Consider the following 17,171-nt stretch of genomic DNA (forward strand, 5'->3'; position numbering starts at 1 on the left):
TGAATTTGTTTTTTCAGCGCAGCTTGATCTCGACGTAGCGGTTGCGCGGCTCCGGCACGCCTTTCCCGGCCGGGAAGCGCGGTTCGCGCGAGCCCTTGCCGATCACTTCGATGCTGATCAGATTGACTTTAGCACGTATCAGTTCGCTCTCGACCAGCTTGGCGCGACGCACTGACAGCGTGTCGTTGAAGGCGTCGTTGCCGATGTTGTCGGCGTGACCGATCACCAGGAATTCACCGGCGGGGAACTGCTTGAACTCATCAATTGCCTGGTCAAGGAATTTGCGCGAGGCCGGCGTCAGGCGATCGCGCCCGAGTTCGAACTGCAGCACATAGGTGCGCGGACGCATCGGCAGGTTTTCCATCACCGGCGCATAACGCTTGCTGACGTCGGCTTCGCTCAGCGTGAGCGTCTTGCCGGCTTTGCCTGCCTGCGTTTCGACGGAAGCATACGGCGTCGTCAGCGCGGTCTCGCTGCCGCCGGCCTTGACCACGATGCTGCTGGATGAGCCGTCCGCCTGCGGCAACAGCACGAAGCGTTCTTTCGGTCCGGCGCAAGCGGTGAGCAGAAGCGCCAGCGCGACCGGAGCGACCGGGCCGATGAGTTTTTTGACAAGCTTATTCATCGGCCACATCCACAATGAAGTCGGTGCCGCGGATGCCGATGGTGGCCGTCGGCGTCACGACTTGCTGGCGCTCCGGCGCATGCTTGCCGATCAGACCGGTGACGTAGCGCAGCGTGCCCTTGACCACGCGCACGGCAACGTTGCCGTCGCCCGAGCTGGTGTCGAAGTTGTATTGCTCCAGCAGGAAATTGCTTTTGGGGCCGAGCGACAACAGAGTGTCGTCGCGCAGCGTGATACCGATGGCGGCGCCCTCGGCGGTGACCACGCGGTCGCCGGAAAAGACGCGGTCGCCGACATGGGCGGCTGATGGTTGTTCGCGACGCAGCAGCTGGACGCTGCCGCTGACGACTTTGACGATGCCGGCCTGGACGTAATCCTGCACTTGCGCATGCGCCATGTTGCCGGCGCAGCCTAAACAGACGCACAAGGCGGCCGGCATGAAGACGCGATATGTATGGTTTCCCGATCCCATGATTCCCCGTTTTTTTTTGGCGTGCAGCTTTGTGGGCGATCTCCGCGAGCGCGGAGTTGGCGCATTATAGCGCTGTTATTGCCCCATGGAAGCATTGCCGGGCATCAATCGTGGGGCTGAAAAGCGCTCTGGGCGGGGATTCCGGGTTTTCGGGATGATCCCCTGCGGCAAAAATTGCTGCGTCGCGCTGTCAATCTGGGCGGGAGAAGAGGATAATGGCAGGTCACGCTGTTTTTTCAAGGCCGGCCGCCCCGGATCGCTGTTTCATCAAGATCCTCATTGCGCGCGGCCGTCATCATTACGGAAGTACATATTTTGACTACGACAAGAAGCAAACGCTGGAATGGCAACATCGACACCCTGAAAGCGCCCTACCTGGCAGGCGTCATTACCCAAATGGGCATTTACGGCGAACGCGTCCAGTTCGCCCTCGTCACGTCGGGTAACGGCCCTCGTTATCAATTGACCAACACTGCCGGCAAGAAGATGGCCTTCGACGGCAATCATCACCTGCATCATCCGGAAGACGGCGAATTCGCTCCTGGCAACGCCACCGGTGTGTTTACGCTGGACCAGATCCGGTTGGCCAAGGCCGGCGGCAGCAAGACCACCCGTACGCTGAGCACCGGCGGCGTCAAGCGCGCCAGCACCACCCGTGCGCCGAGCGCCGCGACACGCGCCAAGGACCAGATCGACAGCGACAAGTACGAGTACTTCAAGGCCAATCGCGCCACCTTGCCGGACACCATCGGCGAGCACTCCGAAGAAATCACTACGCTCATGCGCGGTGGCATGCCGGCTGAGCAGGCTTTCGGTGAAATCGTCAAAAAGTACTTCTGAACCGGTACTTCTGAGCTGACCAGGCATGGTCGGCATCAATGAAAAACGGGAGCCCAAGGGCTCCCGTTTTTCATGCCGGTGATTTACCTGGCAGCGACCGTCAGTAAACTTCCGGCACCAGAATCTCGCTCGACACTTCACGACGGAAGTAATCGTCGTGGCGCTCGCGCTCCGGCAACGAAATCGGCGCATGCTCGACTTCGCCATACGGCATCTGGCTGAGCAGGTGATGGATGCAGTTCAGGCGCGCCTTCTTCTTGTCCACTGCCTGCACCACCCACCACGGCGCCTCGGCGATGTGGGTGCGCTCCAGCATGATTTCCTTGGCCTTGGTGTAATCCTCCCAGCGGCGGCGCGACTCCAGGTCCATCGGGCTCAGCTTCCACTGCTTGAGCGGATCGTGGATACGGCTCAGGAAGCGCATGTGCTGCTCTTCGTCCGTGATCGAGAACCAGTACTTGACCAGCTGGATGCCGGAACGCACCAGCATGCGCTCGAACTCCGGCGCGGAACGGAAGAATTCTTCGTACTGGTCGTCGCTGCAGAAACCCATCACCCGTTCGACGCCGGCGCGGTTGTACCAGCTGCGATCGAACAACACGATTTCACCGGCCGCCGGCAGATGCGAAATATAGCGCTGGAAATACCATTGCGTGCGTTCGCGATCATTCGGCGCCGGCAAGGCGGCGACGCGGCAGACGCGTGGATTGAGGCGCTGGGTGATGCGCTTGATGACGCCGCCCTTGCCCGCTGCATCGCGGCCTTCAAACAGGATCACCACCTTGTGGCCGGTGGCGACTACCCAGTCCTGCAGCTTGACCAGTTCAGCCTGCAAGCGGAACAGTTCGCGGAAATACAGGCGGCGGTCAGCCTTGTCCTGCTCGCTGATGGCGTCGACGCCACCGGCCAGCTGTTCGATTGTGCGATCTTCGATTTCCAGTTCCAGCTCTTCGTCGTAACTGTCGGCGAGCTCGCGATGAATGCGGCGCACCAGTTCTTCGTCGTTCATTTTTTCTCCGTCGGATGATGCCTGAATAGCCTGAATAGGCGGCGACCTGCTGCGGTCGGCACCGTTGGAACATACCTGAGGATTATGACCCTCGGGTGACAACGAAAAATCCATTACCGTAGAGAACGTTTCCGAACAGGCTTTGGCGGCGGCTGGCGCGCCTGCCACTCCTGCAAGGCAAGGCGGTAGCGCTCCAGCGCATCCTGGTAAATGTCGAAGATGCAGGGATCGCAGCCGCTCTGGCAGCAATCTTCCAGCGCCGGTTCGATGGGCGGGGTGGGTTGCGGATCGTCGGCACGGGAAGTCGGCATGGCGGGTATGAAAATGAGGACTGTCCGATTATAGAACCGCAAGGTATTCTTTCCCTGCGACAATGCGCGATTGCACAGTGTCGCGCCGGGCCCTAATATTTGCCGGAGAAGAACAAACTACCGCGAATTTCTTGCATATTTCTAGTAGCATTGAAGACGCAGGTGTCCCACCACCTCCGCGTCGACAATAAACACAACATTCGTTATGACCGTCTTGCAGCGATTGAAAGAACTCATCTCCCGAGAACCCGGCGAAACCGCGCCGCTCGTGTTCAGGGCGAAGATTTTTTTCGTCATCGTGTGCGTGTCGCTGCTGGCAGTCAATGGCTGGCAGGCATGGAAGGCGCGCGCGGAACATCTCAACGATACCGAAGCCAATATCGTCAACATGGCGCGTGCGCTGGCGCAGCATGGCGACGATACGCTCAAGGCGGCCGACATCATTCTCTCCGGCGTGGTCGAACGGCTGGAGTCGGACGGCGTCGACGATGCCCAGAAGCCGCGCCTGCACAGCCTGCTGCAAAAGCGCGTGGCGGAAGTCAGCCAACTGGCCGGCGTATTCATCCTCGATGCCCACGGCAATCCGGTGGTTGACTCCAACGTCACGCCGTTCAGCGGCAACATCAGCGACCGCAAGTATTTCCAATATCATCGCGACCATCCCGAACGCGGTCCCTACATCGGACCGCTGATCAAGAATCCGGCCGGCGCCTGGCGCCTGACCGTGTCGCGCCGCTTCGACTACCCCGACGGCAGGTTCCGCGGCGTGGTGCTGGCGGCGATCGACATCGACTATTTCCGCAACTTTTACAACACCTTCAACATCGGCGACAACGGCCTGATCATCCTCGGCCTCAATGACGGCACGCTGCTGGCGCGCCGGCCGTTCTTCGACAAGTACGTCGGCTACAACCTCAACAATGTGCCGATTTTCCGCGACTACGTCACCAAGAATCATCACGGCACGCACATCGCGCCATCCACCGTCGACGGCAAGGACCGGATCAACGCCTACCGGCACTTCAGCCAGTTCCCGCTGTTCGTCGCGATTGCGCTGTCCAAGGATGAAGTGCTCGACAGCTGGTTCGAGGACACGCTGCACCATACCGCCGCCATCCTGCTGCTGATCGTGATCCTGGCGCTGTTGGGCAACTGGCTGCTGCGCCAGATCAAGTTGCGCCTGGAAACCGAGGCCGAGTTGCGCGTCGCACGCGACAACCTCGACCAGCTCAACCGCCATCTGCAGAACCTGGCGCTGGAAGACGGCCTGACCGGCCTCGCCAACCGGCGCCATTTCGATATCGCGCTCAGCCAGGAGTTTGCGCGCGCGCTGCGCAACAAGGACAGCGTCGCGCTGATCATGCTCGACGTCGACTGGTTCAAGCAGTACAACGACATCTACGGCCATCGCGCCGGCGACGATTGCCTGCGCCGCATCGCCGCGCTGCTCAAGCAGGTGCCGCAGCGCACCGGCGACCTGGTGGCGCGCTACGGCGGCGAAGAACTGGTGGTGCTGCTGCCGCAAACCTCGCTGGAGTCGGCCGCGTTGATTGCCGAACGCATCCGCGCCGACATCGTCGCGCTCGACATCCTGCATGCCGCCAGTCCGCTGACCATCGTGACGGTCAGCGCCGGCGTCGCCATGATCGAACCGTCACAAGAATCGGGAGAACCGGAAGAATTGGTCGAAGAAGCCGATCGCGCGCTGTATGTCGCCAAGGCCAAGGGGCGCAATTATGTGGCGCGGCATGACGACGCCAGGATCGACAACGCGTTTCCATGAAGAGATCGTAGCGATGGATCAAGAATCTCTGCTCAAGCTGGTCAGCATGGAAATGCCGTATGGAAAATACCAGGGCCGGCTGCTGGCCGACCTGCCCGGCCACTACCTCGGCTGGTTCGCGCGTGAGGGATTTCCGCGCGGCGAACTGGGCAGCCTGATTGCACTCATGTACGAACTCGATCACAACGCCCTGCGCCAGCTGCTCGATCCGCTGCGCAAGGACGCCGCCAACCTGCGGCGCTGATCAAACCAGATCTGCTACGGTACGATCGTCGTAAACAAATACACCGCAAAAATCACAAGGTGCACCATGCCCTGCATGACCGTCGTACGGCCCGTGCTCAGCGAGAAGCCGGCGACGATAAAGGACAGCATCAGCAGCACCGTCGACTTGATGTCCAGTCCCAGCGACAAGGTCCAGCCGGTTGCCAGCGACACCACCGCCACCGCAGGAATCGTCAGGCCTATGCTGGCCAGCGCCGAACCGATCGCCAGGTTGAGGCTGGTCTGTAAGCGATTGGCGCGCGCCGCGCGCACTGCCGCCAGTCCTTCCGGCAGCAACACGATGGCGGCGATGATGATGCCCACCACCGATTTCGGCGCGCCCAGATTGTCGAGGCCGGCCTCCAGCGTCGGCGCCAGCGCCTTGGCCAGCAGCACCACCGCGCCCAGGCACGCCAGCAGCAGCACGGCGGCGGTAATGGCGACCTTGTTGGATGGCGGCTCGGCATGCGCTTCCGCATCGCCGGCTGCGTTCGGCGGCAGGAAATAGTCACGGTGGCGCACCGTCTGCACCAGCACGAAGGTGCCGTACAGCACCAGCGAAATCACTGCGATGAACGCCAGCTGACTGGCGCTGTAGTACGGCCCGACCTTGGTCAGCGTGTAGTTCGGCAAGACCAGCGTCAACACCGCAATCGCTGCCAGCGTCGCCAGCGAAGCGCTGACGCCGTGCTGGCCGAATGACTGCTCGCGGTGCTGGCTGGCGCCCACCAGCAGACAGATGCCGACGATGCCGTTGAGGATGATCATGATCGCCGCGAATACCGTGTCGCGCGCCAGGCCGGTGGTCGCTTCACCGCCGGCCAGCATCAGCGACACGATCAACGCCACCTCGATCAGCGTCACCGCCAGCGCCAGCACCAGCGTACCGAACGGCTCGCCGACCTTGTGCGCCACCACTTCGGCGTGATACACCGCGGCCAGCACGCTGGCCATCAGGCCGACCACCAGCAAGGCGACGAACCAGCCGCCGGGTTGCAGGCCGTTGACGGCGTACACCAGCCAACCAAGGATGGGCGAAGCGATGGACCACAGTGGCAGCGACGGGGAAATTTTCATGAGTGGATAAGTATCGTTGTCAGGACGGTGGATGGAAGTTGCGGGCGAAAAGACGGCGGCGCGCAGCGAGACGAAATGAAACGACGCAAAACAAAGAAAACAATGCGCGCGAATGCCGCGCGGCAAGAAATGATAACCGATGCGTGCGTCGGGGAATTATTTGGAGGACGGCCAGGACGTCAGGATCTCGGCGCCGTCGGCCGTCACCGCAATCATGTGCTCCCATTGTGCGGAGAGCGAGCCGTCGCGCGTGACCACGGTCCAGCCGTCGTCCAGTTGTTGCACGGCGCGCGCGCCGAGATTGATCATCGGCTCAATGGTGAAGGTCATGCCCTCGCGCAGCAGCAGGCCGGAATTGCGCGTGCCGTAATGCAGCACCTGCGGTTCTTCGTGATACACCTTGCCGATGCCGTGGCCGCAATATTCTCGCACCACCGAATAACCGGCGCCCTCGGCCAGCGTCTGGATGGCATGGCCGACGTCGCCCAGGCGGGCGCCCGGCCGCACCACGGCAATCCCGGCCAGCATGGCGTCGAGCGTAGTCTGCACCAACCGCGCCGCTTCCGGCTTGGGCGTACCGACAAAATACATGCGACTGGTGTCGCCGTGCCAGCCATCCTTGATCACGGTGACGTCGATGTTGACGATATCGCCGTCCTTGAGCACATCCCTGGTGCTGGGGATGCCATGGCACACCACCGCGTTGATCGAGGTGCACAAGGTCTTCGGAAAACCGTGATAGCCGACGTTGGCCGGCGTGGCCTTCTGCACCTTGCGGATGTAGTCGTGGCAGCGGCGGTCGAGCTCTTCGGTCGACACGCCCGGCACCACATACTCGCCGATCATCTCCAGCACTTCCGCAGCAAGGCCGCCTGCCACGCGCATCATGGCGATTTGTTTTTCGGTTTTGATGGAGACTGCCACGACGTTCCTTGTTGAGAGTAAAGAGAATAATGGCTTCTATTATCCCCGATCAGGCCGGCAACTGCAGCGTTTCCGCTGTGCAAGACAGGTGTCGGCAAGATCCTCACGCCTGTTGTCTCGTTTTTTCACCACCCTGTTTTTTGAGAGTTTTCTCATATAAATCCGATCCTTAAATCGTCAGAATGGCTTCACTGCTTAAGCAAACACAAAGCGCTGAAGCAAAACGAATGCACAACGAATGCAAAACGAATTCAACCGAACTTCAACTCATTCTGACTACTTAAGGAAACCATCATGAACAAGCAAATCGCCCTCTTCTCCGCCCTGACAGCTTCCCTGCTGATGTCTTTCGCTGCGCAAGCCGCCGACACCGCCGAACTGAAGGTCAAAGGCGTGATTCGTCCTTCGGCCTGTACCCCGGCCTTCACCGGCACCAACGTGGTCGACTACGGCACCATCTCCGGCGCGGGCCTGAAAAAGACAGCTGCCAATGTACTGCCTGAAAAGACCATCGCCTTCACCGTCACTTGCGACGCAGCAACCAAAGTTGCCGTCCGCGCCATCGACAACAAGGCCTCGACTGTGGTCACCGGCCTGATGACCGCGATCAACTCGAACCTGAGCGACAAGAATGCCTACGGTCTGGGCGCAGCAGGCGGCAAGAACATCGGCGCCTACAGCGTGCGCTCCATCATCGGCTCCTTCACAGCCGACGGCGCGACACCTGACATCGTCGCCGATGCCGCCAACAATGGCACCTGGGCCAAGTCGGCTTACGGCCGCTTCCATGCTGACGGCACCAACCGCCAGGCGTTCGCCACCACCGGCTCGACCACACCGGGTTCGTACAAGACCATGTCCGGCAACCTCGGCGTGACCGCCGTGCTGGACAAGGGCGACAACCTGCCGCTGACGCAGAACATCGACCTCGACGGCTCCGCCACGATTGAAGTGCAGTACCTGTAATTTCTTCCAGTCATCATCCCGCCCGCTTGCTCCCGCAAGCGGGCTTTGTTCATTCACGTCCCGCCTTTTCCGCCGTCCTCCCTTTTGTTGCCTTTCAGCTATCAGGAAATCACTGATACCGAAGAGTATGTCGATTCGATAGTCTGGCCATACATCGGGCATAGCGGAATTTCCACCGGCCCGGCTTCGACAGCCACGATCGTCCGACGCCGCGCCGGTTCCCTGCCTGATGGCCAGATTCAGTCGCATTGCCGACGGCAATATCGACATGCAGCCCCGCCGTCCCCAGGAGAAAAATATGAAGTGGTTCTACGATCTGAAAATTTCCCGAAAACTGATTTCAGTCTTCTTTATCGTGGTTGCCCTGGAAGCCGCCCTCGGCGCCTTCGCCATCCGTGAACTGGGCCGCGTCAACCAGGCCTCGACCGAAATCGCCACCAACTGGCTGCCGAGCATTCGCACACTGTCGCAGTTGAAACTGTCGCTGGCGCGCATCCGCAGTTTCGAGTTGCAGCACATCCTGGCGTCAACGCCGCAAGAGTTTGAAGAAATCGAACGCAATGCGGACAAACAGATCGCGGCGCTGGCAAAACAACAGCGCGACTACCAGATACAGATCAGCGAGCCCGAAGAAAAAGTGCTATTTCCCGATGTGGAAAAGGCGCTCGCCGTATTCCTTTCCGAACACAAGAAAATTCTCGACGTCTCCCGCACCAACAAGAACGAAGACGCGCGCACCATGCTCAAGGGCGAATCGACCAAGGTCTATCGCAGCCTGCTCGACCAGGTTGAAAAGCTGGTCGAGGTCAACGAAAAAGGCGCCGAGAAGTCTAGCACCGATGCCGACGCCACCTACGCAAGTGCACGCATGTGGATCATCGCCATGTTGCTGATCTGCATGGCCGCAGCGATGACACTGGCAATCTGGATTTCCCGCGTGATCTCGCGTCCGTTGACCGAGGCGGTCGGCGTCGCCCAGCGCGTCGCCGGCGGCGACCTGACCGGAACCATCCGCGCCGAGAGCAAAGATGAAACCGGTCAGTTGCTGGAAGCCTTGCGCGGCATGAACGACAACCTGCTCAAGATCGTCGGCGAAGTGCGCACCGGCACCGACACCATCGCCACCGCGTCCAACGAAATCGCCAGCGGCAACATGGACCTGTCCTCGCGCACCGAACAACAGGCCGGTTCCCTGGAAGAAACCGCCTCGGCCATGGAAGAACTGACGTCCACCGTCAAGCAGAACGCCGACAACGCCCGTCAGGCCAATCAACTCGCCGTGACGGCCTCGGAAGTCGCCGTCGCCGGCGGCAACGTGGTCGGCCAGGTGGTCGACACCATGGGTTCGATCAACGACTCGTCGAAGAAGATCGTCGACATCATCGGCGTGATCGACGGCATTGCCTTCCAGACCAATATCCTGGCCCTGAATGCGGCAGTCGAAGCGGCGCGTGCCGGTGAACAAGGTCGCGGCTTCGCCGTGGTCGCCTCCGAAGTGCGCAGCCTGGCGCAGCGCTCGGCCGCCGCCGCCAAGGAAATCAAGATCCTCATCGACGACTCGGTATCCAAGGTCGACATCGGCAGCAAGCTGGTCGAGCAAGCCGGCAGCACCATGGAAGAAGTCGTCAACAGCGTGCGTCGCGTGACCGACATCGTCAGCGAAATCACCGCCGCCAGCCACGAGCAAAGCCAGGGCATCGAGCAGATCAATCTCGCCATCACACAAATGGACGAAGTCACGCAACAGAACGCCGCCCTGGTCGAACAAGCTGCTGCTGCCGCGCAGTCGATGCAAGAGCAAGCCGGTCGCCTGTCGGAAGTTGTCAGCGTATTCAAGCTGGACGAGCGCGCCGCGCTGAGCAAGCCGGCGGCGCCGAAGCGCACCATCGACATCACGCCGGTACGCGCACCGGGATTGAAATCGGCCAAACCCGCCGTCATGCGCAAGGAAGCCCGGCCCGCGCTGAAGTCGCCCACTGCAGCCAACGACGAGACCGGCTCATGGGAACAATTCTGATCTGAAACGTCACTTAGAAATCACTTAGAACCCGCAACCAAACCCACCACCTGAGGTATCCCATGGATGCATTCCAAAAAGAAATCGACGAGCGTACGAACCTGACGGCCAGCAACAAATTCGAACTGCTGCTGTTCCGCCTGGGCAACGCCGGTGGCGACGGCCCGGGCGAGTTGTTCGGCATCAACGTCTTCAAGATTCGCGAGATCGTGCCGATGGTGCCGATCACCACGGCCGCCGGCACCAAGTCACCGATGCTAGGCATGGTCAACATCCGCGGCCAGGTGATTTCAGTGATCGACCTGCCGGCCGTGACCGGCTGCAAGCCCAAAACCGGCCTTAACATTTTGCTGATCACCGAATACGCGCGCAATACCCAGGCCTTCGCGGTGGAATCGGTGGAAGAAATCGTGCGTCTCGACTGGAGCCAGGTGCTGTCGGCCGAAGCCAGCGCCGGCGGCGACCTGGTCACCAGCATCGCACGTCTCGATTCGGACGTCGACGGCAGCCGCCTGGTGCAGGTGCTGGACGTGGAACAGATCCTCAACCTGACCTCGCCGGTCAAGCAGGCGCTGGACAGCGGCCACAACGGCGAACTGAAGAGCCTGGTCAAGCCCGGCGCCATCGTGCTGGCGGCGGACGATTCCAAGGTGGCGCGGGCGTTGATCGAGGATGGACTCACCACACTGGGCGTGCCGTACATCATGACCAAGAGCGGCAAGGAAGCCTGGGAAAAATTGCAGGCGCTGGGCGCCGAAGCACAGCGTGAAGGCAAGCAGGTCGCCGACAAGGTGGCGTTGATGCTGACCGACCTGGAAATGCCGGAGATGGACGGTTTCACGCTGACCCGCAACATCAAGGCGGACCAGCGCTACAAGGGCATTCCGGTGGTGATCCATTCGTCGCTGTCGGGCTCGGCCAATGAGGACCACGTGCGCAGTGTCGGCGCCAACGGTTACGTCGCCAAATTCGCTATCGACGAACTTGCCGCCGCTCTCAAGAAAACGCTGATGCACTAATGCATTGCAAGCCCTTGCCGTGCGTCTGCAACGCAGTGCCGGCAAGGAATAAGGAATTCCCCGATATCAGGAAAAGGACCCGCTCATTATCATTACTACATCGCCCAACCACATCCTCACCACCAGAGAGCGCACCTGACCATGGACTTCATCTCCAATCTGTTCCAGCAAGACATGTTCCTCGCCGTCGTCTCCTATCTAAGCGTCGGCCTGGTTTTCCTGCTCTACTTTTTCTACCGTGAAAAGAAATGGGAAAATGATCTCGCGATGTACCAGGTTCAGAATGTCATCCCCGACGAAGCACCGAAAATTCGCAGTGCGGAGATCTACGTGCTCAATCGCAATACCGTCAAAACACCTGTCGTCGATGCCAATCTTGACGACGAAATGCAAGTGGTCGCCGGCGAGGCCATGGAGCAGGAATTGAAGCTGGAATTCAAACAACCGGAAAAATCCGTCATTAGTCGTTGATGCCTTCTGCGGCGAATGCTCCGATTCGCCGCATATTTACCTCGCTCTTCTACTCCCGCTTTTACTCCCGCTTTTACTCCCGCTTTTACTCCCGCTTCTACGCCCTCTTCTACCCCGTTCTACCCGCTCTTCTTACACGCCGACACGATCCCTGCCTTCGCCCTTGGCCCGATACAGCGCCTGATCCGCAACACCGATCAGATCGCGCACTGACATGTCCCGTTTCACTTCCGGCAAACAACCGACACCCAGACTGACCGTCACGATGCCGTCCGGATTGGCCGCATGTTCCATTTGCTGCGCGCGTACCGCCAGCCGGATCTGTTCCGCAATCGCCAGCGCACCCGCCGCATCGCAATCGGGCAGGATGATCGCAAACTCCTCGCCGCCGTAGCGCGCAGCCAGATCGTCGGGACGTCGTTCGCCGGACAGGATGGACTTGCCGACCTTGCGCAGGCATTCGTCGCCGGACAGATGTCCATATAAATCGTTGTACAGCTTGAAGCGGTCGACGTCGATCATGACCAGCGCCAGGCTCTTGCCGCTGCGCACCGCGCGGCTCATTTCACGCGCCAGCGCGACGTCGAACTGGCGCCGGTTGGCCAGGCCGGTGAGACCGTCCTGCAAGGCAAGCCGCTCCAAGGTCTGATTCAGTTTTTCCACCTGCGCGCGCGCTTCGTTGGCTTCGTTCTCGGCGATCGAGCGCTGGTCGATCTGCGCCACCATGCGCCGCCCCATGACCGCGAACCCGGTTACCAGGATCAGCACGCCGACCATGTGCATGTAGGCGTCGGCGCGCCATTCTGCGAAGACCTCGTCGCGTGACAGCGCCACCGAGACGAACAGCGGATAGGTCTGCAGGTGACGGTAGCCGTTGATGCGCTCCACGCCGTCCTGCGACGACCTGATGATGGCCAGGCCGCTGGCATTCTTCGCTGCATGGTCGCGGAAGATGGCGGCGTCGGCCATGCTCTTGCCGATCGAGTCTTCGCGCAGGGGACGGCGGAACAGGATGGTGCCGCGGTTGAGCGCCAGCAGGATGGCGCCCGACTTGCCGATGTTGAAGCTGTCGTAAAAGCGCTGGAAGTAGGCCATGTCCACCGTCGCCAACACCACGCCGCCAAAGCTGCCGTCGGCATTATTGACGCGGCGCGTCACGGTGGCGATCCATTTTCCGGTGGACCGGCTGCGCACCGGCGGGCCGATGTAGGGGCCGTCGTCGGGATGCTCGCGGTGATAGATGAAGTAATCGCGATCGGCATTGTTTTGCGTGTTGTCCAGCCTCGGCTGCGAATTGACGACCCAGCGGCCCTGGCTGTCGTAGACGAAGATGCCGTTGAGTTGCGGCAGCTCCTTGACCTGTACCGCCAGCAGGCGGTGCACGCGCTCCAGCGCCGCCGGCCCGGCGCCGTCAATGCGCAGGCGCTCCAGCAGACCCACCAGCACGGTGTCGGCTTCCTTCAAGGTGTCGTCGGCATGCTGGGCCAGCGCGCGCGCCATGTTCGTGACCGAAACAGCGGCTTCGCGCTCCTCGATCACGCGCGCCTGCCAGGTGCGCCAGATGTCGAGGCCGATGATTGCCGCGCAGGCCAGCAGTACGAAAGCCGCTGCCAGCAGTGCCGTGGATGAACGTTTGTAATGAACCATGAATCTCCGGATGAGCGCCGAATAGACGGCGATCAGCCGCGTTGCGCCAGTTTGAAAGCGCCGACCTGTTCTACCAGCTTTTCGGCTTCGTGTCGCAGGCTCTCGGTGGCGGTCGCGGCCTGCTCGATCAGCGCGGCGTTCTGTTGCGTCATCTGGTCGATGTCGCCGACCGCGCGCGTGACTTCGCCGATGTCTTCAGTCTGGCCGGCGCCGGCCGTTGCGATATCGCGCATGATCGTCGCCACACTGCCGATGGCCGTCTCGATACCGGACATGGCGCCGCCGGCCTGGCCGGCGAGGCGGTCGCCGTGGTCGACGTTGGCCACCGATTCGGCGATCAGGTCCTTGATCTCGCGCGCGGCGGCGGCCGAGCGTTGCGCCAGCTGGCGCACTTCGGTCGCGACCACGGCGAAGCCACGGCCTTGTTCACCGGCGCGCGCCGCTTCCACGGCAGCATTGAGCGCCAGGATATTGGTCTGGAAGGCGATGCCGTCAATCACGCCGATGATGTCGGCGACCTTGTGCGAGCTGGTGCGGATTGCGCCCATCGTCGCCATCACCGAACCGACCACCTTGCCGCCTTCGCCTGCATGCGTGGAGGCGTTGTCGACGAGGCTGCCGGCCTCCTGGGTGTGGCCGGCGTTGTTGCGAATCCCCGCGCTGAAGTTGTCCATGGTGGCGCGCACCTGTTCGAGCGCACCGGCCTGCGCTTCCGCTCGCGCCGACAGGTCGTTGTTGCCGGCGGCGATCTCGTGCGCGGCGACGTTGATGCGTTCGGCACTCGCGCGCACCGCGCCGACGATGGTCGCCAGTCCCTGGGCGACGCCGTTGATGGCTTGCGTAAGCTGACCGATTTCATCGCGCCGGCCGACATGGATCATGGTGGTGAGATCGCCCTTGGCCAGTTGCTGCGCGGCAGCCGTGGCGTCCACCAGCGGCCGCGTCACCATGCGTTGCGCCAGCCAGTACAAACCGCCCATGCCGAACGCCAGCAAGGCCAGCGCTATTGCGCCGTAGCGCAGCAGCAGCGCCGTCACGGTCGCTGACGAGGTTGCCGGCGGCAGCGCCGAGACGGCGGCGACGCTGGCCCAGACATAGGCGCCCAGCACCGCGCCGGCGATGCCGAACGCCAGCATGCCCAGACGCGCGCCGATGCCGACCTGGAAGCGCTTGCTGACGTCAATGCCGACGTACAGCACCGCCACCACCCGTCCCTGCGCATCGCGCACCGGATCGTAGCGGGTCATGTACTGGCGGCCGAACAATTGGGCGAAGCCGGTATAGCTGCGCCCGGCCAGCAGGTCGCGATAACCGGCGTGGGCGTGATCGAGCAAGGTGCCGATGGCGCGTTCGCCGTTTTCCTTTTTTACCGAAGTCGAGACGCGCACGAAGTCCTTGCCGCGCTGGACGAAGATGGTGGCGCTGCCGCCGGTCGCGGCGGAGAAGTTGTCGATCGTGCCGAAGTTGAGATTGAGCACGTCGGCGCCGTTGCGCAGGAGCGGCGTGGTTTCCGCGCCAACCGCCAGCGACGCGCGCTCGTCGATAGAAAAAACGCCGGGAAAACTGGCCGCGAGCCTGCGGGCGAGTTTGTCGATCTGATAAGCAAGCGGCAGAAAGCTGTGCATGACTGACAACCCTTCCTGTGTGCGATTTTTTGTTGTGGTCTCGATTCGACGCTTGTGCTGAGGCTTGTTGTAATTTATGTCGATGGGCGATTGTAGACCAGCGTTGCGCCGGAGGAAATCTGTTTTCCGCCATGACTTTGCGCGCATGAGAAACAGCAGCGCAATACGATAGTACGATAGCGTCTTTCGACAAATAATTTACCCTCCGACAGCGCCATGAATCTCCATTTTCTACGTTTCCGCGCATGAGCGACCATATCGATTGCATCATCATCGGCGCCGGCGTGGTCGGCCTGGCGATCGCACGCGAACTGGCGCTGGCCGGGCGCGACGTGATCATCGTCGAAGCGTCCCACAGTATCGGCAGCGGCATCAGCTCGCGCAACAGCGAGGTGATCCACGCCGGCATCTATTACCGTCCCGGATCGCTCAAGGCCAAGCTCTGCGTAGAAGGACGCGCACTGCTGTATCGCTATTGCGAGGAACGCCAGGTCGCCCACCGGCGCTGCGGCAAACTGCTGGTGGCGACCGGCGCCGACCAGGCCGCACGCTTGCAGGGCATCGCCGCCCATGCCGCGCAGAACGGCGTGCATGATTTGCAGCCTGTCGATGCCGCCCACGCCCGTGAACTCGAACCGGCTCTGCGATGCACGGCCGCGCTGCTGTCGCCCTCCACCGGCATCGTCGACAGCCATGCGCTGATGCAGCAATTGCTGGCGGACGCCGAAGCGGCCGGCGCAGTGCTGGCGCTTCAGACGGAAATCGTCGCCGCGCGCAAAACCGCCGACGGCATCGCGCTCGACGCGGTGACCGCAGATGGCGAAGAAATGCAGTTGTCCGCCACGCTTGTCGTCAATGCCGCAGGGCTGTCGGCGCCACGGCTGGCGTGTCGCTTCGAAGGCTTCCCGGCGGCGCACGTGCCGGGGCCGTTCTTCGCCAAGGGGAATTATTTTTCGCTGAGCGGCAAGACGCCGTTTTCGCGGCTGATCTATCCGCTGCCGGAAGAAGGCGGCCTGGGCGTGCACCTGACGCTGGACCTGGCCGGCCAGGCGCGCTTCGGTCCTGACGTCGAATGGCTGGACATTGAAGACGAGCGCGCCATCGATTACGCCGTCGACGCGCGCCGCGCGGACGGTTTCTACGCTGCGATACGCCGTTATTGGCCGGACTTACCCGACGCCGCGCTGCAGCCGAGCTATTCCGGCGTGCGGCCGAAGCTGGCGCGCGGCGGGCCGGAGCAGGATTTCGTCATCAGTACTCCCGCACAGCATGGCTTTCCCGGCTTGATAAATCTGTTCGGTATCGAGTCGCCGGGTTTAACCTCTTCGCTGGCGATTGCGCGGGAAGTGGCTGCAATTTCAGGGAAATAGTTTTCCCTGATGCAATTAAAAGTCCCGCCCGGCCCGCCGCAAACCGGCGCACCATGGCGTTTTCGCCACATTCACGCGAGCTCTGTTGACTTTTAAGACGACCGGTCATATTATCGCCACATGCCCAAGCCAAATACCCGTGACCAGATTTTCGATGCCGCGCTCAAACTCCTGTTGGAGCGCGGCTTCAATGCCTCGAGCGTGCAAGACATCACGGTCGAGGCCGGCGTACCGAAGGGATCGTTCTACAACCACTTCGAGAGCAAGGAAGCATTGGCAGCGGAAATCGTCAGCGACTACGCTTCACGGCGCAGCACCTTGCGCGAGATCCTGAGCGATGACAGCCTGCCTGCGCTGGAGCGCTTGCGCGGTTACTTCACGGCGCTCAATCAGCGCCTGGTCGACCGCGGTTTCCAGCACGGCTGCATGATCGGCAACATGACTGCCGAATTGTCGGAACAAAGCCCGGTGATCCGCGAGCAGTTGCTGAGGATTTACGGCAACTGGAGCGCGGCGCTCGAATACGCGATTGCCGCCGGCCAGCAAGACGGCAGCATTGCCAACCAGTTGAGCCCCAAGACGCTGGCTGGTTTTGTGCTTAATGCCTGGGAAGGTGCGACCTTGCGAGTGCGGGTGGAGCGCAACCCGGATGCCTTCAACCAGTTCATGGATGTGATTTTCAATAAAGTCCTGATCTGAGCAATACCGAATATTTGCAGCAAGCCGCTTCGCTGAAGCGGCATTTTTTTCA

17 protein-coding genes are annotated in these 17,171 nt (G+C 61.4%); 9 read left to right on the plus strand and 8 right to left on the minus strand.

What is annotated here, in order from left to right:
* Nucleotides 1-13: 13 nt before the first annotated feature.
* Together E4P32_RS15425 and E4P32_RS15430 are read right to left on the minus strand one after the other, a co-directional pair.
* Nucleotides 14-625, minus strand: coding sequence for an OmpA family protein (locus E4P32_RS15425; RefSeq protein ID WP_116434949.1), 612 nt, complete (start codon nucleotides 623-625; stop codon nucleotides 14-16).
* Nucleotides 618-1,097 carry a FecR domain-containing protein gene (locus tag E4P32_RS15430; RefSeq protein WP_233526673.1) on the minus strand — a complete coding sequence of 160 codons (480 nt, stop codon included), beginning with the start codon at nucleotides 1,095-1,097 and terminating at the stop codon, nucleotides 618-620. Before E4P32_RS15430 ends, E4P32_RS15425 begins: the two co-directional genes overlap by 8 nt.
* Nucleotides 1,098-1,412: 315 nt before the next feature.
* Between E4P32_RS15430 and E4P32_RS15435 the strand changes: the two genes are divergently transcribed.
* Nucleotides 1,413-1,937: a hypothetical protein gene (locus E4P32_RS15435; RefSeq protein ID WP_116435322.1), complete on the plus strand. Its 525-nt coding sequence runs from the start codon at nucleotides 1,413-1,415 to the stop codon at nucleotides 1,935-1,937.
* 100 nt (nucleotides 1,938-2,037) lie between these two features.
* Here the strand turns inward: E4P32_RS15435 and ppk2 are convergent, their stop codons facing one another.
* Entirely contained in the window at nucleotides 2,038-2,946 is a 909-nt protein-coding gene (gene ppk2, locus E4P32_RS15440; protein WP_116434948.1) for a polyphosphate kinase 2, read from the minus strand.
* A gap of 113 nt (nucleotides 2,947-3,059) precedes the next feature.
* Nucleotides 3,060-3,257 carry an oxidoreductase-like domain-containing protein gene (locus E4P32_RS15445; protein WP_116435321.1) on the minus strand — a complete coding sequence of 66 codons (198 nt, stop codon included), beginning with the start codon at nucleotides 3,255-3,257 and terminating at the stop codon, nucleotides 3,060-3,062.
* A 205-nt stretch (nucleotides 3,258-3,462) separates the two neighbouring features.
* Here E4P32_RS15445 and E4P32_RS15450 point away from each other — a divergent pair, with 205 nt between their 5' ends.
* Nucleotides 3,463-5,040, plus strand: a complete 1,578-nt coding sequence (locus E4P32_RS15450) for a sensor domain-containing diguanylate cyclase (RefSeq protein ID WP_116434947.1) — start codon at nucleotides 3,463-3,465, stop codon at nucleotides 5,038-5,040.
* A 13-nt stretch (nucleotides 5,041-5,053) separates the two neighbouring features.
* Nucleotides 5,054-5,284, plus strand: coding sequence for a DUF3820 family protein (locus E4P32_RS15455; protein ID WP_116434946.1), 231 nt, complete (start codon nucleotides 5,054-5,056; stop codon nucleotides 5,282-5,284).
* A 14-nt stretch (nucleotides 5,285-5,298) separates the two neighbouring features.
* On the opposite strand, the gene E4P32_RS15460 is transcribed toward E4P32_RS15455, so the two are convergent.
* Together E4P32_RS15460 and map are read right to left on the minus strand one after the other, a co-directional pair.
* The gene (locus tag E4P32_RS15460; protein ID WP_116435320.1) at nucleotides 5,299-6,381 is read right to left on the minus strand and encodes an ionic transporter y4hA; all 1,083 of its coding nucleotides are present in this window, start codon (nucleotides 6,379-6,381) and stop codon (nucleotides 5,299-5,301) included.
* Between the two features lie 156 nt (nucleotides 6,382-6,537).
* Nucleotides 6,538-7,305 carry a type I methionyl aminopeptidase gene (gene map, locus E4P32_RS15465; RefSeq protein ID WP_116434945.1) on the minus strand — a complete coding sequence of 256 codons (768 nt, stop codon included), beginning with the start codon at nucleotides 7,303-7,305 and terminating at the stop codon, nucleotides 6,538-6,540.
* A gap of 294 nt (nucleotides 7,306-7,599) precedes the next feature.
* Here map and E4P32_RS15470 point away from each other — a divergent pair, with 294 nt between their 5' ends.
* The 4 genes from E4P32_RS15470 (at nucleotide 7,600) to E4P32_RS15485 (ending at nucleotide 11,778) form a co-directional block, all read left to right on the plus strand.
* Complete coding sequence (locus tag E4P32_RS15470; RefSeq protein WP_116434944.1) at nucleotides 7,600-8,271, plus strand: DUF1120 domain-containing protein; 672 nt, start codon at nucleotides 7,600-7,602, stop codon at nucleotides 8,269-8,271.
* Nucleotides 8,272-8,569: 298 nt separating this feature from the next.
* On the plus strand, nucleotides 8,570-10,288 hold the full coding sequence (locus tag E4P32_RS15475) for a methyl-accepting chemotaxis protein (protein WP_116434943.1): 1,719 nt from the start codon (nucleotides 8,570-8,572) through the stop codon (nucleotides 10,286-10,288).
* 62 nt (nucleotides 10,289-10,350) lie between these two features.
* The gene (locus E4P32_RS15480) at nucleotides 10,351-11,307 is read left to right on the plus strand and encodes a chemotaxis protein (protein ID WP_116434942.1); all 957 of its coding nucleotides are present in this window, start codon (nucleotides 10,351-10,353) and stop codon (nucleotides 11,305-11,307) included.
* Nucleotides 11,308-11,448: 141 nt separating this feature from the next.
* Nucleotides 11,449-11,778: a hypothetical protein gene (locus tag E4P32_RS15485; RefSeq protein ID WP_116434941.1), complete on the plus strand. Its 330-nt coding sequence runs from the start codon at nucleotides 11,449-11,451 to the stop codon at nucleotides 11,776-11,778.
* Nucleotides 11,779-11,910: 132 nt separating this feature from the next.
* Here the strand turns inward: E4P32_RS15485 and E4P32_RS15490 are convergent, their stop codons facing one another.
* Together E4P32_RS15490 and E4P32_RS15495 are read right to left on the minus strand one after the other, a co-directional pair.
* Nucleotides 11,911-13,425 (minus strand): sensor domain-containing diguanylate cyclase, encoded by a 1,515-nt coding sequence (locus tag E4P32_RS15490; protein ID WP_116434940.1) that lies wholly within the window; start codon nucleotides 13,423-13,425, stop codon nucleotides 11,911-11,913.
* A gap of 32 nt (nucleotides 13,426-13,457) precedes the next feature.
* A complete protein-coding gene (locus E4P32_RS15495; protein WP_116434939.1) occupies nucleotides 13,458-15,050 on the minus strand; it encodes a methyl-accepting chemotaxis protein in 1,593 nt (530 codons plus the stop codon).
* Nucleotides 15,051-15,295: 245 nt separating this feature from the next.
* Between E4P32_RS15495 and E4P32_RS15500 the strand changes: the two genes are divergently transcribed.
* Together E4P32_RS15500 and E4P32_RS15505 are read left to right on the plus strand one after the other, a co-directional pair.
* Nucleotides 15,296-16,420, plus strand: a complete 1,125-nt coding sequence (locus tag E4P32_RS15500; RefSeq protein WP_116434938.1) for an NAD(P)/FAD-dependent oxidoreductase — start codon at nucleotides 15,296-15,298, stop codon at nucleotides 16,418-16,420.
* Nucleotides 16,421-16,540: 120 nt separating this feature from the next.
* Nucleotides 16,541-17,119 carry a TetR/AcrR family transcriptional regulator gene (locus tag E4P32_RS15505; protein WP_116434937.1) on the plus strand — a complete coding sequence of 193 codons (579 nt, stop codon included), beginning with the start codon at nucleotides 16,541-16,543 and terminating at the stop codon, nucleotides 17,117-17,119.
* Nucleotides 17,120-17,171: the final 52 nt, after the last annotated feature.

This window comes from Herbaspirillum sp. 3R11 (assembly GCF_004563925.1).
Classification (GTDB): Bacteria; Pseudomonadota; Gammaproteobacteria; order Burkholderiales; family Burkholderiaceae_D; genus Herbaspirillum.